This is a genomic window from [Lactobacillus] timonensis, assembly GCF_900240275.1.
In the GTDB taxonomy this organism is placed as follows: domain Bacteria; phylum Bacillota; class Bacilli; order Lactobacillales; family Lactobacillaceae; genus Limosilactobacillus; species Limosilactobacillus timonensis.
Genome location: NZ_LT964761.1, coordinates 466,706 through 484,104 on the forward strand (window position 1 = coordinate 466,706; position 17,399 = coordinate 484,104).

A 17,399-nucleotide genomic window follows, 5' to 3' on the forward strand; every position below is an offset into this window, starting at 1 on the left:
AACGGGGAGTGATGAGATTGAATAAGTCACAATCAACGGCGGCTGATATCGGTGACTATTGTAAGGTCTTCGCCTTTACTGCCGTCGTTTCCCAGCCGATTATGGCTTCACTGCTGAACGCCAGCACTACTCACCAGAGTCAGCTAGTCATCGGCCTGCTCTACGACTTAGTTAAGTACACTGCGCCTGCTTTCATCTTTGGTATTCTCTATTCCATGATAAGAACTCACGACCATCTGCTGTTTGACCTCCGTCAGTACTATCGCCATACCTGGTCATTACTATTTGTTCCGTCCATCTGGTGGACAATGATCTATTTGCTCTTCATGCCCTGGTTGCAGCAGGTTAGCCACTGGCATAACTTCTCAACTTTTTGCTGGCAGTTTATTAATGGTAACGCGGCCCCGCACCTCTGGTATAACTCAATGATGCTTCAATACATCATCCTGGTACCCGTCTTTTGGGTGATGAGCCGTTGGGTCGGCCACAACCGGTGGCGCGGACTTTTAGTCGCCATCGTAACCCTTCTCGCTTATCTTGCCTGGCTGGCTTATTATGACTATTACGTCTTTCACGGTCCGCACATGCACGACTGGTACCTGCTCGACCGTCTCTTCGTTTCATTTTTAATTTATGCCGTCTACGGAATGCTGGCGTGGCAATTTCGTGACCTTTATCAACGGTGGGTAGTGCGATTGTTGCCAGTAATAATTGTCGCCTTCTTCGCCATCCTCGTTTGGACTAACCGGGAACTATTCGGGTTCGGCTTTCCCGTTTCTTTGTATAACGCGACTTATTACAAGCCCTCAATGACTGCCTATTGTCTGGTTATCATCGCTTTAATCAGCGTTAGCTTTATTGTCGACTGCCGCACCCACAACTCTCGGCGAATATACATCATGCACTTTGTCGCCACCTATGCTCACCGGGCTTTCCTGTCCAATTTGTTCTGGGAACAGTTGTGCTGGCGAGGTCTTCAGATGCACCGGTATGCTGCCAGTCACCCGTTGCTGGTCCTGCTGGCGACCTGGGGCCTGACCTGGTTATTATCTGTCAACTCTGCCTGGCTGATTCACCGCGGCTGGTTAGTAATCAAACATGAACTCAAAATTAAAGACGCATGACGAAGAAAATTCTTCATCATGCGCCTTTTGTCGTTAGCTAAACCCATATAACTTTTCAGCAATATTATAAGTTGCCACCGTCATCTTCCGTCCCACTCTACCGGGGAGGTTAACCACGATCCCAAAGGAGTTCCGTCGAAATTGGCGGTAGAGGTGTTTGTCGCCGTCCTTAATCTCTTTCCACAGTTGCTTTTTAGCCGCCAAACTACCTTTCGTGTTCTGTTTAATCAGCAAAACTGAGGTAATGGTGGTAATAATTTGCAGATACTTCCGCAGATAAGACTGAAGTTTAGGGTTAATGTCCTGGTGTCGGACATAGAAATCCAGCATGATCCGGTTCACTCGTAACTGCTGATCGGCACGGGTAATCATCACCGCATCGTTAACTGACTGGTCATCTCGGCCCAGAAAGTAGTGATACAAATCAATATCCAAGTAGTACATTGTCTTGACGTAGACGAGCGGTTCAAAGACATAGATATTGTCAACGTAAAAGGTATGACGTGGCAGCTGCAGGTGCGCTTCTTCAGTCAGCAGTTTCGTCCGGTAGATTACCGAATGCATCAGCAAGTACTTACCAAATGGAAAATGAACCTGGTCCCAGCCAAAACGCTGCCGAACTGGTAGCTGCGGATAATCCATTACTTTCTGGTGGTGAGAGCCCACGCGGTCAAAAATGAAATTGGCAATCAGCATATCAACCGGTTGCTGGTCAGCAATCGTTTTGCTGAGGAAGGCGAGTGCCTGGGCTAACTTTTCCTGATCTAGCCAGTCGTCACTATCGACCACTTTAAAGTAGTTGCCATGAGCATGGGCCATCCCGGTATTAATTGCCTGTCCATGACCACCATTTGGTTGGTGGATGGCCTGGATAAAGGAATGGCTAGCCGCCAATTCATCAGCTAGTTGTGGTGTCTGATCTGTTGACCCGTCATCAACTAGCAGTAATTCAACCTGGTCACCATATGGTAAAACAGGGTCGACGCAGCGTTGAAGGTAATCGGCAGAATTATAACAGGGAACCATAATACTGAGAACTGGTTGTGTCACGCTCTTGAAGCTCCTTTCGACGTAAAATACTGCTCATCATTATACCGGGTACAACATAAAATTGCACGTCACAATGAGCAACCGTCACCTGTCAATGCACAACTTGCATTTTTACTCCAATGTAATACGCTAAGGACGAAAGGAATGATTATGATGAAATTAACGGTTGAACGCATTTACGCTAAGCCAGCAGACCTCAATGGTTACCGTATCCTGGTAGACCGTCTCTGGCCACGTGGCATTTCAAAGATCAATGCTCATCTTGACTGGTGGGCTAAACAAGTCGGTCCCAGCAATGAACTTCGGAAATGGTTTGGTCACGATCCCGCTAAGTTTGCGGAGTTTAAGCAGCGCTACCTGGCAGAATTGGCCGACAATCCCGCATTCGCTGAATTAAAGGACAAAGTTTCCGTCATCCTGCAAAAGCAAAACGTCATCCTGCTCTACGGCGCCAAGGATGAACAGCACAACCAAGCGGTGATCCTTAAAGAGCTGCTTGACAAGTCGCTAGCTAATCATTAGTGGTGATGAAGCAACTGAATATTGCCCAGGAAATATTAGCTCTTACCAGCTCCTGTTTAACAAAAAAACGGAAACAGGAAAGTGGAATTATAAAAGGAGAACGATTTAATGACGACAAAACCAATTACTGCAGAGCAGATGAAGCATTATGATTCATACACCATTAACACCATTGGGATCCCTTCACTGGTACTCATGGAACGAGCCGCACTGGCCGTCCGCGACCACATTCTTCACCACTTTGCGGATTAACTGGACCACGTTGTCGTTGTTGCCGGCAGTAGCAACAACGGTGGTGATGGCCTGGCGATCGCCCGGCTGCTTCACATTGCAGGTGCTGGCGTTTCAATTATTAATGTCGGCAACCCTGATCACGCCTCGGTAGAACACCAAACACAGGACAGGATTTGTCAATATTACCGGCTTCCCCAAACTACTCAGTTGACGCCCTTGGCTCATGCCAGTCTAGTAGTCGATGCCCTCTTCGGTATTGGTATTGACCGCCCAGTCACCGGAGCTTATGCCAAAGCCATCACCGCGATCAACAACCCCCCTCCCCGGTCGTTGCCGTTGATATGCCTTCGGGGATCAATACCGATACTGGCAAAGTAATGGCTGTGGCAGTCAAGGCCACAGCCACCGTCACCTTTGCTTGCAACAAGGTTGGTTTGACCATTGCTGATGGGCAGCATTACGCCGGTCGGATTGTGGTTGCTGACGACATGGGAACTTATGTTACAGATAAATAATAACCAATCGAAAAAAGACACCAGCGGCCGCAAATGGACGTTGGTGTCTTTCTTGTTTATCAACTATTACAGTTCTGGCAACGCGTAGTCCGCTTCCGTTTGCAGTGGGCCAAGAATCTTCAGCGGTGAGTCCTGGCTAATGTAGGCAGCATAACGTTTGGCTTGACGAGCCAAAGCATCATCCGTAATGTGTTCCGCGTCAAAAGTGAAGAATGGTCGAACATACTTCATGTTAATTAATTTGGCGGTGTCTTGTAAGTTGCGGTAAAACTCAGCTAACCAGTAGTTGTCATCACCACCACGGGTATAGTTTTCCGCGTCAGCACCGGTTGAGGTGGCAACGACAAATTCCTTGCCAGCTAACGCCTTGCCCTGCGAACCGTAAGCCCAACCATGAGTGAGCACGTCATCTTCCCACTGTTTCATCAAAGCTGGGGTGCTGTACCAGTAAGTTGGAAACTGAAAAACAACCCGGTCAGCTTTCTTCAGTACTTCTTGTTCCGCCGCCACGTCAATTTGAAAATTCGGATAGAGGTCGTACATATTGCGAACGGTCACATTAGCAGCGTTCTCAGCAGCTGCAGCAAGCGTCTTATTGACCCTCGACTGGTCCAAGTGCGGGTGAAAAAGCAATACAACTGTCTTCATGTTCATTCCTCCAATAAATCTTTCCTTGATTTTAACACCGATTAATACCAGGCTGGTTTGTCACCATCGGTCCCGGGCTTATTAACCCCCAAATCGATACGGGCAAACTTTTGCGGCTGCTCAATGACCTGAGCTACCAGCTTCCCAATCGACTGGCGAGATACTTCCGTCCCCTTAAATTGCTCGCCACGGCGAGTCGTTTCAAAGTCGACTTCGTCCTTATTAGTCAGCCAAGCAGGCCGAATGATGGTGTAATCCAGGCCAGACGCACTGATCACGTCAGCAGCTGCCCGGTAAGTTCCCAGGTAGCTATCCTTCTTTCCGCCACCCAGCTGCTCATTATTCCATTGGCCGAACTTGCCTGGTACTTCATCGTAGATCCCAATCGACGAAATCCAAACCAACTGCTTAACACCATGTGTGTCCATCGCAGCAACAATATTTTTTGCTTGCTGTTCAATCTGCGGGTTGCGAAGATTGGCATAAACCGCATCCGCCTGAGCGATCGCAGAATCAAGGTCGCTAGCTACTAAAACGTCACCGGTGATGACAGTTTCCCGTTGTTCGTCAACATTCGATAACTTTTCCGGGTGACGAACGAATAAGAGCAAATGGTCATCCGTCTCGTTTAACAGAAAATGAATAGCGTGGCTAGCAATCTGACCACTAGCCCCCAAAATTAATACTTGTTTTGTCATGATATTGACTCCTTTTCTTCCCGTTTCGTCTCTTACTATTATCCAGTATAGCTAATAGTGCCCCTTATTAAAAGTAAGTATTCTTGCATTATCTTTCACAAAGTTAGCTAATCCCTGTCGATGAGAATTTCCTGGTCAATTCCTGCTGGCGGGTATACCATGAACGTATCAAGATAAATGGAGGCTTCTTGTTATGGATAAGCAAATAATAGACCATTACTTTTTTGATGAACCAGCCTACGACTATCACGACCGTGGATACGTCCCGCTAGAAGTCGCGGATGCTCCGGAAAAACCGCTGAACATCCCGGCAATTCTCAAACCAGACAAGGAAACGGCAACCGACATGTACTACACGATCACCGCCGAAACTGGTGAAGTGCAGCTCATGCCTGGTAAGAAGACGAAGACGTGGGGTTATAACGGTCCTCTGCTTGGGCAAACGGTGATCTTCAAGAAGGGCAAGCGCATTCACTTACACCTGGAAAACCACCTGCCGGAAGTGACTACTTTCCACTGGCACGGGCTGGCTATTCCTGGTCCCATTCCTGATGGTGGCTGTCATGCCCCAGTTTATCCTGGCGAAAGCCGTGACGTTGAATTTACCATCAATCAGCCGGCAGCGACTGTTTGGCTCCACGCTCACCCGTGTCCATCGACTGCCGAGCAAGTTTGGCACGGACTGGCAGGATTAGCCATCGTTAAAGATGAACACGAAGCGGAGTTACCACTACCACACAATTATGGCGTTGACGACATTCCGCTAATTCTCCAAGACCGGCGCTTCCACGAAGATAACCAGTGGGACTACCGGGCGGATTACGACCCAGACGGGGTAGCAGGTCCAACTGCCATGATTAACGGAACCATCAACCCTTACTTTGATGTCACCACCAAAAAAGTCCGTTTACGGATCCTCGATGGCGCTAACCGCCGGGAATGGCGGCTCCACTTCTCCAATGACCTGCCATTTACACAGATTGCTGGTGACCTCAGTTTGCTACCGCACCCGGTTGAGATGTCCAAATTGATGATTGCCTGCGCAGAACGGGACGAAATTATCGTTGACTTTAGCGACTACCATGAAGGCGACGTTGTCACCCTCTTCAGCGATGATGTTCCCCTTGTTAAGTTCCGGATTCACGACTTTAAGCGTGACAATATCACCATCCCGGACACTCTCTTTGAAACTCCAGATCCAGCAGTCACTCCAGGTCTACCAGTCCACCATGTTACCTTAGACGGCATGGACGAGTCAGTCGCGATGAATGGCCAGAAGTTCCAAATGGACCGGATTGATTACCAAATGAAGATGGGCGATGTTCAGATCTGGGACATTGAAAACACCAATGATAAGCCCGGTATGATCCATCCTTACCACATGCATGGTTGTGGTTTTACCGTCTTATCACGCAACGGTCACGAACCATACCCGAATGAATTAGGGCTCAAGGATACCGTGGTCATTAACCCGAAAGAGCACGTCCGGATTAAGGTTTGGTTTAACGTTCCTGGCATCTTTATGTACCACTGTCACATCATCGAACACGAGGACGGTGGGATGATGGCTCAAATCAAGGTCATTGACCCGGCAGATCCCCACAAGGAATATCACCTGATGAACCACATGACCCTCATGAAGGCATTCGCCGAAGAACGTGGTGTTTCAATGGATGAGCTGTGGTTAGGCGGCATGGATTCCTATAAGAAGATGGGAATGACAATGTAGCTTATTATCGTTACTAAAAAAGCTTCGAATCATTGCGGTTCGAAGCTTTTTACTTTGATGAATACAGTTGATTAACCCGGCTCACGTCTCCCGGTTGAATCGTATAAAACGACCCGGCCGGTTGCATCACCGAGACCTTATTCGTATGGTTGAGGCCAATCGCGTGCCCCAGTTCGTGTTCGACCGTATTGACAATCCGCTGTTCACTATACCCGTAAGCGGGATTGAGGAGGTAGTGGCGGTTTAAGAGGACGGTCGCGTGGGCAATCTGCCCGGTCATCGTCATTGTTACCGTTTGCGTTTTTCCCGCGGCCGCGTCATCACTATCCATTGTTTTCACTATAATCTGGGCTTTTTTGGCGTCAGTCGTTTGGTGAAAACTGAAAGCCCCCGTCCGGTTCCACTGGTTCATCGCCGAAACGGTCGCGGCATTAAGGATCGCATTTCCCGTGTCAACATACACGGTTGCACTGCGCTGCGCCCAGCGGCCCTTTACCGCCGAGGACTGGTCAACTGCTGCTACCTTGCTGGATGCCTGCCGCTGACCAGTCAACTGGGCGATTCTGGTATGCAGGTTATATAACGCTAATGTTACCCGTGATTGAGCTTGGCTGTTATTTAGCAGGTACCAACCGCAGCCAATAAGCACGACTAAAACAAGCATTTTTTTGATAATTAACCAGGCTCGGCGCATCTGTAATCTCCTCCCCATCCTGATAAATTTTCTTCACCCTACACTTCTTTAAGGCAGTTGACTAGTGTAACGCATTATTATTTGCAAAAAACGTAATGTAATGATTAAGGGAGCGTGACAAACCGTGAAACAGAAATCAGAATGATTTAGTTTTTGAACGGTGCTAACGCGGAAGTCATTTATGGCTGCGTCGTCACGACGCGCAGCTAGGCTATCTGCCGCCCCAGCGAGCAACAAAAGGCCTCCAGCGTTCGGTTTTACCAGATCGTTAGAGGCCATTGTTGTACCGCCGGTTAACTTTTAGTGTGAATAAGAGGAATTATGTCACAACCCCTCAATATATTGTTAAATAATCAGGTCAATATCCAATTCAATCGGCAGGTGGTCACGCCGTTCGCCCGTATCCAGCATCTTCGATTCCTGGACCTTGTCAGCCAATTGGTTGCTGACCAACCAGTAGTCAATTCTCCAGCCAGAATTGTTCTTCTTGCTGGTCCGCACTCGCTGAGCAAACCAGGAATAAATACCGGTAGCCTGCGGATTAAGGTGACGGAACGTGTCGGTAAAACCGGCGTCGAGTAGCTGCGTAAAATGCTCCCGTTCCTCGTCAGTAAAGCCGGCTGAGTGGTGATTATTATCCGGGTGAGCCAAGTCAATCTCCTGGTGGGCCACGTTAAAGTCGCCACTAGCAATCACCGGTTTGTCGGCCGCTAGCCGTTGAAGATATTCCCGATAACGGTCATCCCATATCTGCCGGTCAGCGAGTCGTTTAAGGCCATTACCAGAGTTAGGCGTGTAGACTTCCGTCACGAAAAAGTGCGGAAATTCTAACGTCAGAATTCGTCCTTCCTGGTCCATTGTGGAAGGAGCGCCAATAACTGGCCGTGTCACCACTGGTGAGTACGAATCGCGGTAAAGATACATTGTCCCGGCATATGACTTGCGAGCAGGTTCCACCGAGCTTCGCCACACCGCGGTGTATCCCGGAAAGATTTCTGCTAACACATCCCGGTGTTTTTTAGTTGGGTCTTTTCGTAGCTTCGTTTCCTGAAAAGCAATAATATCGGGATCCAGGTCAGCAATTTGGTGAAATAGTGCCCGGGTTTCTTCTGCTCGTGTTGACGTCCCCGTTAGTGCCGCATTCAGCGAATCAATATTCCAACTAATGAGCTTCACAAAAATCATTCCTTACTTTGGTATTAAGTCTATTGTAAGCGGTCAGTCCAAATTTGACAAAACGTAACTACCAAATTAGAAAGAGTCCTAAATAGTCACCTGAAATCAGCTATAATGAAGATGTAATCATAAAGACTTCATGTTGCGAATCATTAGGAGAAGACGTTGAAACACTACCAAAATACCGTGGTGCGGGCACGTGACGTGCTCGCTGCACCCTTTTCATCAAACCTATTACCACTCATTATCCAGGGAATCATCGTTGGATTGGTAACCGGACTGATTGTCAGCATTTTTCGATGGATTATTGACCAGACGCTCAAATTATTAACCATCATCTACCCCCTGATGGCGGCCAACTGGTTACTCTTAATCCCTTACCTGGCACTAACCATTATTATTATTTTCGTTCTTGGCAAAATCTTGAAGGGACACCTCACTGACCTCGTTGGTTCTGGTGTTCCCCAGATTGAGGCCATTCTACTGGGGCAGCATTCCATGAACGCCATGCAGACCTTATGGCGGAAATTTATTGGTGGCTTGCTCGCAATTTGCACCGGCCTCTTTTTAGGACGGGAAGGTCCCTGTATTCAAATGGGTGCCTGTGTCGGTCAAGAAGTGGCCGACTTGTGCCATACGCCAGAAGAGGACCGTCACTTCCTTCTAGGATGCGGGGTAGCTGCTGGTCTTTCGGCCGCTTTCAGTGCACCGTTGGCTGGTGTTCTCTTTTTACTCGAAGAAATCACCTTTAATTTCAAGCCTCGCAGTTGGGTGACCGCACTGGCCGCAGCGTGTGCTTCTGACTTTGTGACGTTGATCTTTTTCGGCACAAAGCCGTGTCTCTACCTTCCCATCATGGTCAACCTGCCAAAACGCAGTTATGCTTGGTTGATCCCGCTTGGTATCATTATCGGTGTCCTAGCCTTTGCTTACCAATACTGCCTCTTGAGCTTACGCTGGCTGTACAGTAAGGTTCCCGCTTTACCGGCTATCTATCACTCAGCGATTCCGCTGATCTTAGTCATCCCAATTGGTTTATGGAACGCCCACATTCTCGGTGGTAGCCACGTCTTCATTAACGATATTGCTAATATGTCGCCAAAGCTTGATTGGAGCAACCTCCTCTTTATGTTGGGTCTCTTCTTTGTTATCCGCTTTGTCTTTTCCATGGTTAGTTACGGAGCATCTGTCCCTGGAGGCATTTTCATGCCCATCCTCGCTCTCGGCGCACTAATAGGCGCCTTCGTCGCGGTTCTCCTTATCCACCAGCACTTACTCCCGGCCGCTTGCTATGTCAACATGGTTGTTATTACGATGGCGGCATATTTTGGCGCTATTGAAGAAGCTCCCTTCACGGCCGTCACCTTACTTTGTGAAATGGTTGGAACCGTTGACCAAGCTCTGCCAATGGTCGTCCTGACATTTGTCGCTTACGTCACCAGTAACCTCCTTGGCGGTCAGCCAATCTACGCTGCTCTGCGGCGTGAAATGCGTTTCCCAAAGCATTCCTAAAATTATTTAATTACTTGCTTCTAAAACTTCAAGCGAAAAACGGTTTACTGTATATGGAAATGACACTTTCTTGCAATATTTGTCCACTGAATCAGCCCTGATCCCTAACTTACTCAAGAACGAAACAGTAGCGCTAGAAATAATAATTCTTTCAAGAGCAAACATTATTAAATTGCTGTAGACGATTTATTATCGTTATTGAACGACCCGAATAATCCCTGGAGGGAAGCCAATTTTGAAAAAAGTACAACGATATCAAATTTATAAATATCAAAAACAATGGGTAATCGGCTGTTCCTCACTACTTTTGCCAATTTTAGTGGGAGTGTCAACAGCTTTTGCGGACGATCCCCATACCGCCCCAAACGCTGATCAGCCGCGAATGGCCAATACTGAATCAGCATCACAGCAGCATTCTGCTGATCAGATTGCCCAACACCAGGGCGATCTGTCATTGCGCACTCCTGGAACTAACCAGAATGCTCATAACAATACTGTTAACCAACCACAAGCTGTGCCAGCAGAGAACGAAACAGCGATTGAAGAGGGGATAGCCACCCAACAGCCAGTGATTCATAACAATGATCACTCTTCCTCTGACCATCCTGCTGACTGGAATAACAATTATGAACGGGTAATTAATATTTACTACTACGAACACTATCACCTTGACGGTGGTGTTAGCGGCCGGATAATTAACAAACAAATTATTCAAATGGCGGTTAACGACCGCTGGGAGGCACTGGATTGGTTACCACCGGAGGGAACATTTGCTGATGGAATGCAGGTGCAGCCAATTCACTTTGATGCTGGTTTTCTCACCGAAGCTGCTAACCAGCACTTTACCGTCAACTACTTTGTCCGGAACGTGACGATTCAAAACGCCAGTGGGTCTAACACGCTAAGCCATGCTTACGCCTTAATTGACAATGGCACCCCCATTACGATTCCAGAAATTGAAATTACCAATAACGGTATTCCGTCAGCCTATCATCCACAGATGAAATTTCCGGGTCCAGACAACGTGATTAAACGTGACGGTCATTACTATTTGACTGGCGCTACAATTACTTTAAACAATAATGGAAGCACTTTTACTTACCATGGAGCGTACAATAGTCAAAATATTACCGGCTTGGTAAGTATCGGTGAAAAGATTACTTTCAACGCACCAATTAGTTTTGTCTTTAAGAACCTCGATGGCAACATCTACAATGCTTATGGCGCTGAATATCCAAACTCCGCAGCGGTCTACAAGAACGTCGCCCAGGTTGAATATGGGCAGGCATTATCTGCTAACCAGATTTATGCCGATGCCGAAAAATACCTTAATCAATATATCGTCTTAGTTTATGATGAACCAGATAGTGCTTTTCAAGTTTATGGTTACTTTGGTCCTGATGATACATTCCACCAAATTAACGGTGTTGCCGATTACCCCGTCTTTAGTGACGCTATTAGCTCGCCTGATGGTCTGACCTACAACATTGCCGTAATATACCGGCGTTACGGTAAAATTGGTGAAGAGGTCCACCCAACACGAACGATTAACGTGACAGCTCTTGATGGCCAGACAACAACCACCAAGCAGGTCGTTCATTTACAAAAGTTCGTATATTATGATGGCATCTCGGGTACTGAACTTAGCCAACCGGAATGGAAGGTTCTTACCGGTAATGACCCTGACGATCCTGGTTCCTGGATCAGCTTGGCAAATGGCAATCACAGCTGGAATGAATTCAGCATCCCTGTCATTTCTGGATACACCATGCTGGTCGATGGTTCACCTGACATCAGTAGCCAAATTCCTAGTGAAGTTGTCACCGATCAGACGGCTGACGTAACGCTCAACATAACCTACCAACCCGTGGAAAGGCCAGTTGCTCTAACAGAGCCGGGGAATGATTCCAGCCACGGTACAGGTGGTACTTCCGCCAACCCTAATGGCAGTAATCCTGTTGTTAACGATTCAACCATAGTGAACACGATAATTTCTACCCCAGGAGAGCAAACAACTACTAAATATTCCGTCATTGCTTTACCGCAAACAGGCAACAAGCAAAACCTCGCTGCCCTCATCGGCTTAGCCAGCCTTAGCCTGGTGATGATGCTCGGTGTAAGACTGAAACAACAAAAAAATAACAATAGGTAAACAAACACCGCATGACATTTTCCACACAATGTTTCATCTGTCTGATTGCAGCTAATCTTCAGGCAAAAAACAGCAATGGCCGCCAACGTCCTACTTATCCGGAACGTTGACGACCATTTTTAAGTTTGTTCAATTTAACTGAAAACTCCTAGCGCCGCTTGTGTAAGCTCTTCCCAAAGCCAAAGAGACTGAGAAAGCTGGCCAAGCCAAGCACCACCAGGGACGTAGAATCGTGATTTCCAGTTTGGGGCAACTGTTGCGGATTCTGCCGCTGTGTGGCTACTGTTTCCTGGATAGTGCCGCTGACCAACTGGTTCGAATCTCGACCCTCCATGGTCGTGCTACTACCAGTTTGCTCTGGAGTAGTTGATTCAACGGGCACCGGGTTAGCTGTGTAAATAACCGTCTTTTCAACATTATCATTCTGCGGCGTAACCGCCCTTGCATCCACCACTAACTGGTCCGCCGTGTAGCCGTTAATTTGTGGTGACTGCACACTAGCAAATCGATTACCTGCTGGAGTCCAGGAATTCCAGGTAGTCTGGTTAGTGACAAGATCAGTCGTCCCCGTACGGTCAAATTTTACACTCGCGGTGTGATCGGCAGCTGCTGGCCTCCCATCAGCATAAACATAGTGAATGGTTTCAGTGACTATCTTGAAGTCACTGGTTGGTTGAGTGGCATGCTTGAAGTGAACTTCATACTGCTGATCAACACTGTCATTGTTATCAAACTTCAGGGCTTGACCATTAGTATTGTCGCTTACCAATACGTAGTGCTGGCCTTCATAATTCTGGATGTCAGTTGCAGTACTATATCCTGCAGCAGCGTTGGTGACCCCAGTCTTAGTAACAGTCTTAAGGATCTTGCCGTTATCAGTATCGTCAATAAAGGTTACCGTAATCTTTTGCGCATCAGCATTGTAGGTCACGGTTCGAACAATATTATCGCTAGTCGGTGATACCGTCATCGCCTGAATAGTTGAGTCGCTTGGCGTGTAACCACTAATTTGTGGTGACTGAACTAACACGAACTGATGGGTAGCTGTCGGAGTCCAAGCATTCCAGTTAATCTTGTTAGTAACCAGGTCCTTAGTCCCGGTTCGCTTAAAGTCAACACTAGCAGTGTAGTCATCAGCTGCCTTGCTATTATTCGCATAAACATAGTGGATGGTATCAGTAACGTTCTTAGAGTCACTCGTTGCCTCCATGGCGTGCTTCAAGTGGACCTCGTACTGTTGGTCAGACTCATCGTCATCATCAAACTTCAGGGGCTGACCATTCGTACTATCGCTAACTAACTCATAATGCTCAGCCAGGAAGTTCTTAATGTCCTGCTTAGTATTGTATCCTGTATCTGCCCCGCTATCACCATTCTTCGTAACGGTCTTAAGAGTCTTGCCGTTATCTGTATCATCGATGAACTTAACCGTCAGATGCTGGGCATCAGGCGTGTAGGTCACCGTAAACCTAAGGTCTTGGGACTTTGGCGTCACTGTCTGTGCTGCAACGAACTGCTGGTCTGGTGTATAACCAGCCTTAACCGGTGTTGTCACTGCCACAAATTGGTGACTGTCACTTGGCTGCCATGCGTTCCAGTGATCGTCCCCGGTGACTTCATCGTTGTAACCATCACGGGCAAAGTCAACCTTTGACATATGGTCAGCTGGAACGGTTGAACCATCTGTTGCCACATAATGAACCGTTTCACTAACCGTCTTAGCATCATGAATAGCATGAGTTCCGTGTTTCAAGTGAATGGTAAAGCTAGCAGCGCTGTTGCCATACTGTCCAAAGATAGTGGACCAATCAACGTTTTGCGGATCACTCCCGCTAATTGTTTCACCAGCAACGTTGGTAACCTTGACCAAAACATAATGTTGGTCAGTCAAAGTCCTTAACGTTGGCTCCAGGTGAGAAAAGCTAATGACACTGCCCTCGTTCCCCTGCGCGCTAAGGTTGTGACTGCCCAGGTTATTCGTTGTGTCGGTATCGTCGACAAAATTAAGGGCCGCCGTCTGCTGAGACTGGTCTCTCTGCAGATAAATCACAAACTCCGTTGGGTTATTCTTGTTGGCCGTGCCAAAACTATCGCTGTCCAGTTTCGTCAAGTCCAAGTTGGTCAACGGTGTTTCGACCCCATTCTTCACACTGACTGCCTTGACGAAGTGGAAGCCAGACAGACCATTGTAGACGTTTTGCAGGCCCGCAAACTTGATCGTTGTCCCAGTAGCGCCCTGATAAGTCAATGCTGTTGGCGTCAAAACATGACCGGCCTGGTCCTTAATCGTGATAGTCGCTGTAATCAGATCACTTGCGGAACCACCACCTTGAACCTTAGCATCACCAATATAATTGATACTACCAGTCCACGGTCCACCAAAGACACCCGACGCTTCACTCGGCTGCCCATCCTTGTAGGAAACAACCTGCGTCAAAGCGACAGGAAGGTCCTTTAAGACGTTCATCAGCGCTTCGTTGCCAGTCTTGGCACCGCTGTAATTGGCTGTGTGGACCTCATTGTCAATATCTTGCTGGTAAGACGTAATCCCCGTTGGCATCGTGAAATTATCAGCACTAGCAACAACCGTCGCCACTGATCCCGTTAACTGGATTTTGGCAGTCGATGACGGATCAGCATTAGCGAGCTTAACATGCCAAACAGCCGTAATTTTATTCGGGTCACTGCTGTCTGCCGTGGTCGTCATCGTTACGCTAACATTAACCGCCGGCTTTTGACCATTCGTTGTATCTAATTTCACAAAGGTCCCGCTATCGTTTTGGACGCCATTAGTTAGCTGGTGCGTATCGATGGTTGCAATACTCTTCTCAATTGCCTGTTTCATTCCGTCTGCCGTCGTAAAGGCATAGTTAACCAACCCATGCGGATCTTTCGTAATCGTCACCTTGAGGTCGAACTCATTACCACTATCTGCTGTCGACAGCGCGACACCCTGAGTGCTGGACCAGTGAGTGTCAACTGAAACATCTCCCTGTTGGTTCCAGGTCCGATTAACTGACGGAACAGAAATTGCTCCAACGTGCTGGTTACCAGTCGCAATCGGCTGCGCAATATATACATATTCGCCCTTAACGCTCAAACCGCTTGCCATGGTCTGACCATTGATGGTCACATCATTGGTTGGCCGGTAGGTAAAGGTTGTCCGGTCCTTATTCGGATCGCTCGTCGCCCGGTAAACATAAATCGCCCCGTCATTGTTCAAGGATGCCTGGTTGTTCGATGAACCCCACCGTAAGTTAAGGTCAAAGGTCGGGTGGTTTAGTGATTCTACCGAATCGTTAAAGACTAGCCGGTAGTAATCGCCCATGTTGTAAACCATCCCGATGTTGGCCACCGCAAAGTTGGCAGCAAGGTGATTATCATAAAGTTCATACGCCAACTGGTTATTTTGACTATCCGTATATGGAATGCCAAGGTGGAAGTCAATGTAGTCACCAGCATGAACATCCCCGGTCAGCTTGATCGTTGGGGTGATTTCTTCGTAACCAGCGTTACCGACCCCCGTAACGTCCTGCTTTGCCGACGTCAGGTTAGTAACTTGGTAATTATTGGTCGATAATTGGTTAACGCCTGGAACCAGGGTGTACTTAATCTCTGCCCCTAAATTATTACCATGAAGAAACGCACTGCAATTGCTGACCTGGTAGGTTTGGCTACCGAGGGTGATATTGTGACTGCCATCAAAGAGCCCGTTATCATTAAGCGCCATCAGTAGTCCCGGAACCGGAAATCCTTGATAGTCATGTCCCCCGGCAGTCGCCAAATTACTCGTGGCCACCATATGGGCAGTGAAGGAGACCGGTACACCATAGTATGGCGTCTTATCGAGAGTAATCAGGTAAACATATTCGCCATTAGGCCCCACTTCTCCTAGTGCAGTGATCTGATAATCACTAGCAGGAAAATCCGTGACCCATGAGTTGTTCCCGTTAGCCAACTCAAAGCCAGCCGGCAGCATTGCTAAATAGTGGCTCGTGACCGGCCAGTATTGATTTTGTAACTTGCTGGTATCACCGGCACCACGCATGGTGTAGGTTAAGTCGGCCGTATTACCCGCCTTAAAGGTGGTATCCATAGCTGCTTTCCCCGCCGTTGTATTTTTAAAACCGTTGACGGAACCGGTAAAGGTTAAGTTGCTGACGTCAGCGTCGTTAGCCGTCGAACGCTGGGCAGCAGGAACGGCGCTCACACTTTGTTCACTCACTTTTCCGGTCGCAGCAGACTGGTTATCAGTGGTTGCCTGCTCATGTCCCCCCGCAGCCCGCTGATCCTGGTGACTGTTATTGGTAGCATTGGTTGTTTCATTAGTAACTATCGACTGATCGGTTGTCGGTGTGGTGGGATTGCCCTGGGCCGAAACAGTGTCCGCGTTGGCCACTCCACTCAGGAAAAACGTTGTCCCAAATAAGACAGAAGCTACCCCGACCGTGAATTTTCGCAAGCCAAACCGCTGACGTTGCTGAGCATTCATCTGATTGATTAATTGCCGATTGTTTTTTGACAGCATTACGTGTCGTCTCCTCACTATCATCTGTTGCTCGATCATTAATTAAAGCTTATATCTTTATTATAAATCTTTATATTGCAAAGCAAATTATTCATTGCATACTTTTACTATTTCGGTTGATAAATTAACTCAGCTGGGCTGCTAGATAATTACTTGCTAAATCTCTTCGAATAATGGTCTACTCAATTCTTAAGAAATCTTCAAGCTAGCAGTCCCCCAAAGGTTTCGTTTTGGCCGCAAAATGGTTGTTTGGTAAAATTAAATTAGTAAAAGTTGATAAGGAGGAGACAGATGTTAAAAGAATTCAAAAAATTTATCGCCCGTGGCAACGTCATGGACATGGCAGTCGGGATTATTGTGGGTTCTGCTTTCACCACTATCGTTAAGGACCTGGTCGCTTACCTGATCAACCCGCTAATCGGGCTGTTCGTTGGTAAGATCGACTTGTCCAACATTGTTTTCACTGTTGGGGCCGCCCAGTTCAAGGTTGGTTCATTCTTAAACGCGGTAATCAACTTCCTCATTATCTCTTTCGTGGTCTTCATTCTCGTCAAAGCAGTCAACCACTTCAGTAAGAAAGAAGAACCTCAAGAAGAAGCTCCCAGTGCTGAGGTGCAATACCTCAAGGAAATCGCTGATACCCTGAAAAAACAGCAGGATACTGCCAATAATTCTGTTGCCAGCAAGGGACCTGATCCATCACCCATTAAATAAGCAAAGCCGTTAGTCTCCATTACCGGAGCTAACGGCCACTTTATTATCAACAGCTTTTTAGCGAGCAAAAAAACACCTCCCGTTTGAAGTGGTAGGTGCCTGT

General features: G+C 47.5%; 12 protein-coding genes and 1 pseudogene. 7 read left to right on the forward strand and 6 right to left on the reverse strand.

Going from position 1 to position 17,399, the window contains the following annotated elements:
- Positions 1-11: 11 nt before the first annotated feature.
- A complete protein-coding gene (locus tag C1710_RS02295) occupies positions 12-1,124 on the forward strand; it encodes a hypothetical protein (protein WP_102279605.1) in 1,113 nt (370 codons plus the stop codon).
- Positions 1,125-1,157: 33 nt separating this feature from the next.
- Here C1710_RS02295 and C1710_RS02300 read toward each other — a convergent pair whose 3' ends face one another.
- Complete coding sequence (locus C1710_RS02300) at positions 1,158-2,150, reverse strand: glycosyltransferase family 2 protein (protein ID WP_102281723.1); 993 nt, start codon at positions 2,148-2,150, stop codon at positions 1,158-1,160.
- Positions 2,151-2,324: 174 nt separating this feature from the next.
- Between C1710_RS02300 and C1710_RS02305 the strand changes: the two genes are divergently transcribed.
- Positions 2,325-2,696, forward strand: coding sequence for a DUF488 domain-containing protein (locus C1710_RS02305; RefSeq protein WP_102279608.1), 372 nt, complete (start codon positions 2,325-2,327; stop codon positions 2,694-2,696).
- A gap of 108 nt (positions 2,697-2,804) precedes the next feature.
- Positions 2,805-3,445, forward strand: a pseudogene (locus C1710_RS02310) (NAD(P)H-hydrate epimerase).
- A 66-nt stretch (positions 3,446-3,511) separates the two neighbouring features.
- On the opposite strand, the gene C1710_RS02315 reads toward C1710_RS02310, so the two are convergent.
- Positions 3,512-4,093: an NAD(P)H-dependent oxidoreductase gene (locus C1710_RS02315; RefSeq protein ID WP_102279610.1), complete on the reverse strand. Its 582-nt coding sequence runs from the start codon at positions 4,091-4,093 to the stop codon at positions 3,512-3,514.
- 41 nt (positions 4,094-4,134) lie between these two features.
- Positions 4,135-4,791, reverse strand: a complete 657-nt coding sequence (locus tag C1710_RS02320) for an NAD(P)H-binding protein (protein ID WP_102279612.1) — start codon at positions 4,789-4,791, stop codon at positions 4,135-4,137.
- Between the two features lie 193 nt (positions 4,792-4,984).
- Here C1710_RS02320 and C1710_RS02325 point away from each other — a divergent pair, with 193 nt between their 5' ends.
- Positions 4,985-6,520, forward strand: a complete 1,536-nt coding sequence (locus C1710_RS02325; RefSeq protein ID WP_102279615.1) for a multicopper oxidase family protein — start codon at positions 4,985-4,987, stop codon at positions 6,518-6,520.
- 49 nt (positions 6,521-6,569) lie between these two features.
- Here the strand turns inward: C1710_RS02325 and C1710_RS02330 are convergent, their stop codons facing one another.
- Both C1710_RS02330 and C1710_RS02335 read right to left on the reverse strand, forming a co-directional pair.
- On the reverse strand, positions 6,570-7,214 hold the full coding sequence (locus tag C1710_RS02330; RefSeq protein ID WP_235857953.1) for a matrixin family metalloprotease: 645 nt from the start codon (positions 7,212-7,214) through the stop codon (positions 6,570-6,572).
- Between the two features lie 345 nt (positions 7,215-7,559).
- Positions 7,560-8,390: an exodeoxyribonuclease III gene (locus tag C1710_RS02335; protein ID WP_102279619.1), complete on the reverse strand. Its 831-nt coding sequence runs from the start codon at positions 8,388-8,390 to the stop codon at positions 7,560-7,562.
- Between the two features lie 165 nt (positions 8,391-8,555).
- On the opposite strand from C1710_RS02335, the gene C1710_RS02340 reads away from it, so the two are divergent.
- Both C1710_RS02340 and C1710_RS02345 read left to right on the forward strand, forming a co-directional pair.
- A complete protein-coding gene (locus tag C1710_RS02340; protein WP_102279622.1) occupies positions 8,556-9,902 on the forward strand; it encodes a ClC family H(+)/Cl(-) exchange transporter in 1,347 nt (448 codons plus the stop codon).
- A gap of 235 nt (positions 9,903-10,137) precedes the next feature.
- A complete protein-coding gene (locus C1710_RS02345; RefSeq protein ID WP_102279625.1) occupies positions 10,138-12,054 on the forward strand; it encodes an LPXTG cell wall anchor domain-containing protein in 1,917 nt (638 codons plus the stop codon).
- A 148-nt stretch (positions 12,055-12,202) separates the two neighbouring features.
- On the opposite strand, the gene C1710_RS02350 is transcribed toward C1710_RS02345, so the two are convergent.
- Positions 12,203-16,582, reverse strand: a complete 4,380-nt coding sequence (locus C1710_RS02350; RefSeq protein WP_180961277.1) for a mucin-binding protein — start codon at positions 16,580-16,582, stop codon at positions 12,203-12,205.
- A 291-nt stretch (positions 16,583-16,873) separates the two neighbouring features.
- Here C1710_RS02350 and mscL point away from each other — a divergent pair, with 291 nt between their 5' ends.
- Positions 16,874-17,296: a large-conductance mechanosensitive channel protein MscL gene (gene mscL, locus C1710_RS02355; RefSeq protein WP_102279630.1), complete on the forward strand. Its 423-nt coding sequence runs from the start codon at positions 16,874-16,876 to the stop codon at positions 17,294-17,296.
- Positions 17,297-17,399 lie beyond the last annotated feature (103 nt).

Bases quoted from the DNA above. Each gene is read 5' to 3' on its own strand.
- mscL (WP_102279630.1), top strand. From the start codon at position 16,874: ATGTTAAAAGAATTCAAAAAATTTATCGCCCGTGGCAACGTCATGGAC.
- C1710_RS02295 (WP_102279605.1), top strand. From the start codon at position 12: ATGAGATTGAATAAGTCACAATCAACGGCGGCTGATATCGGTGACTAT.
- C1710_RS02330 (WP_235857953.1), bottom strand. From the start codon at position 7,214: ATGCGCCGAGCCTGGTTAATTATCAAAAAAATGCTTGTTTTAGTCGTG.
- C1710_RS02305 (WP_102279608.1), top strand. From the start codon at position 2,325: ATGATGAAATTAACGGTTGAACGCATTTACGCTAAGCCAGCAGACCTC.
- C1710_RS02325 (WP_102279615.1), top strand. From the start codon at position 4,985: ATGGATAAGCAAATAATAGACCATTACTTTTTTGATGAACCAGCCTAC.
- C1710_RS02350 (WP_180961277.1), bottom strand. From the start codon at position 16,582: ATGCTGTCAAAAAACAATCGGCAATTAATCAATCAGATGAATGCTCAG.
- C1710_RS02320 (WP_102279612.1), bottom strand. From the start codon at position 4,791: ATGACAAAACAAGTATTAATTTTGGGGGCTAGTGGTCAGATTGCTAGC.
- C1710_RS02300 (WP_102281723.1), bottom strand. From the start codon at position 2,150: ATGGTTCCCTGTTATAATTCTGCCGATTACCTTCAACGCTGCGTCGAC.
- C1710_RS02315 (WP_102279610.1), bottom strand. From the start codon at position 4,093: ATGAAGACAGTTGTATTGCTTTTTCACCCGCACTTGGACCAGTCGAGG.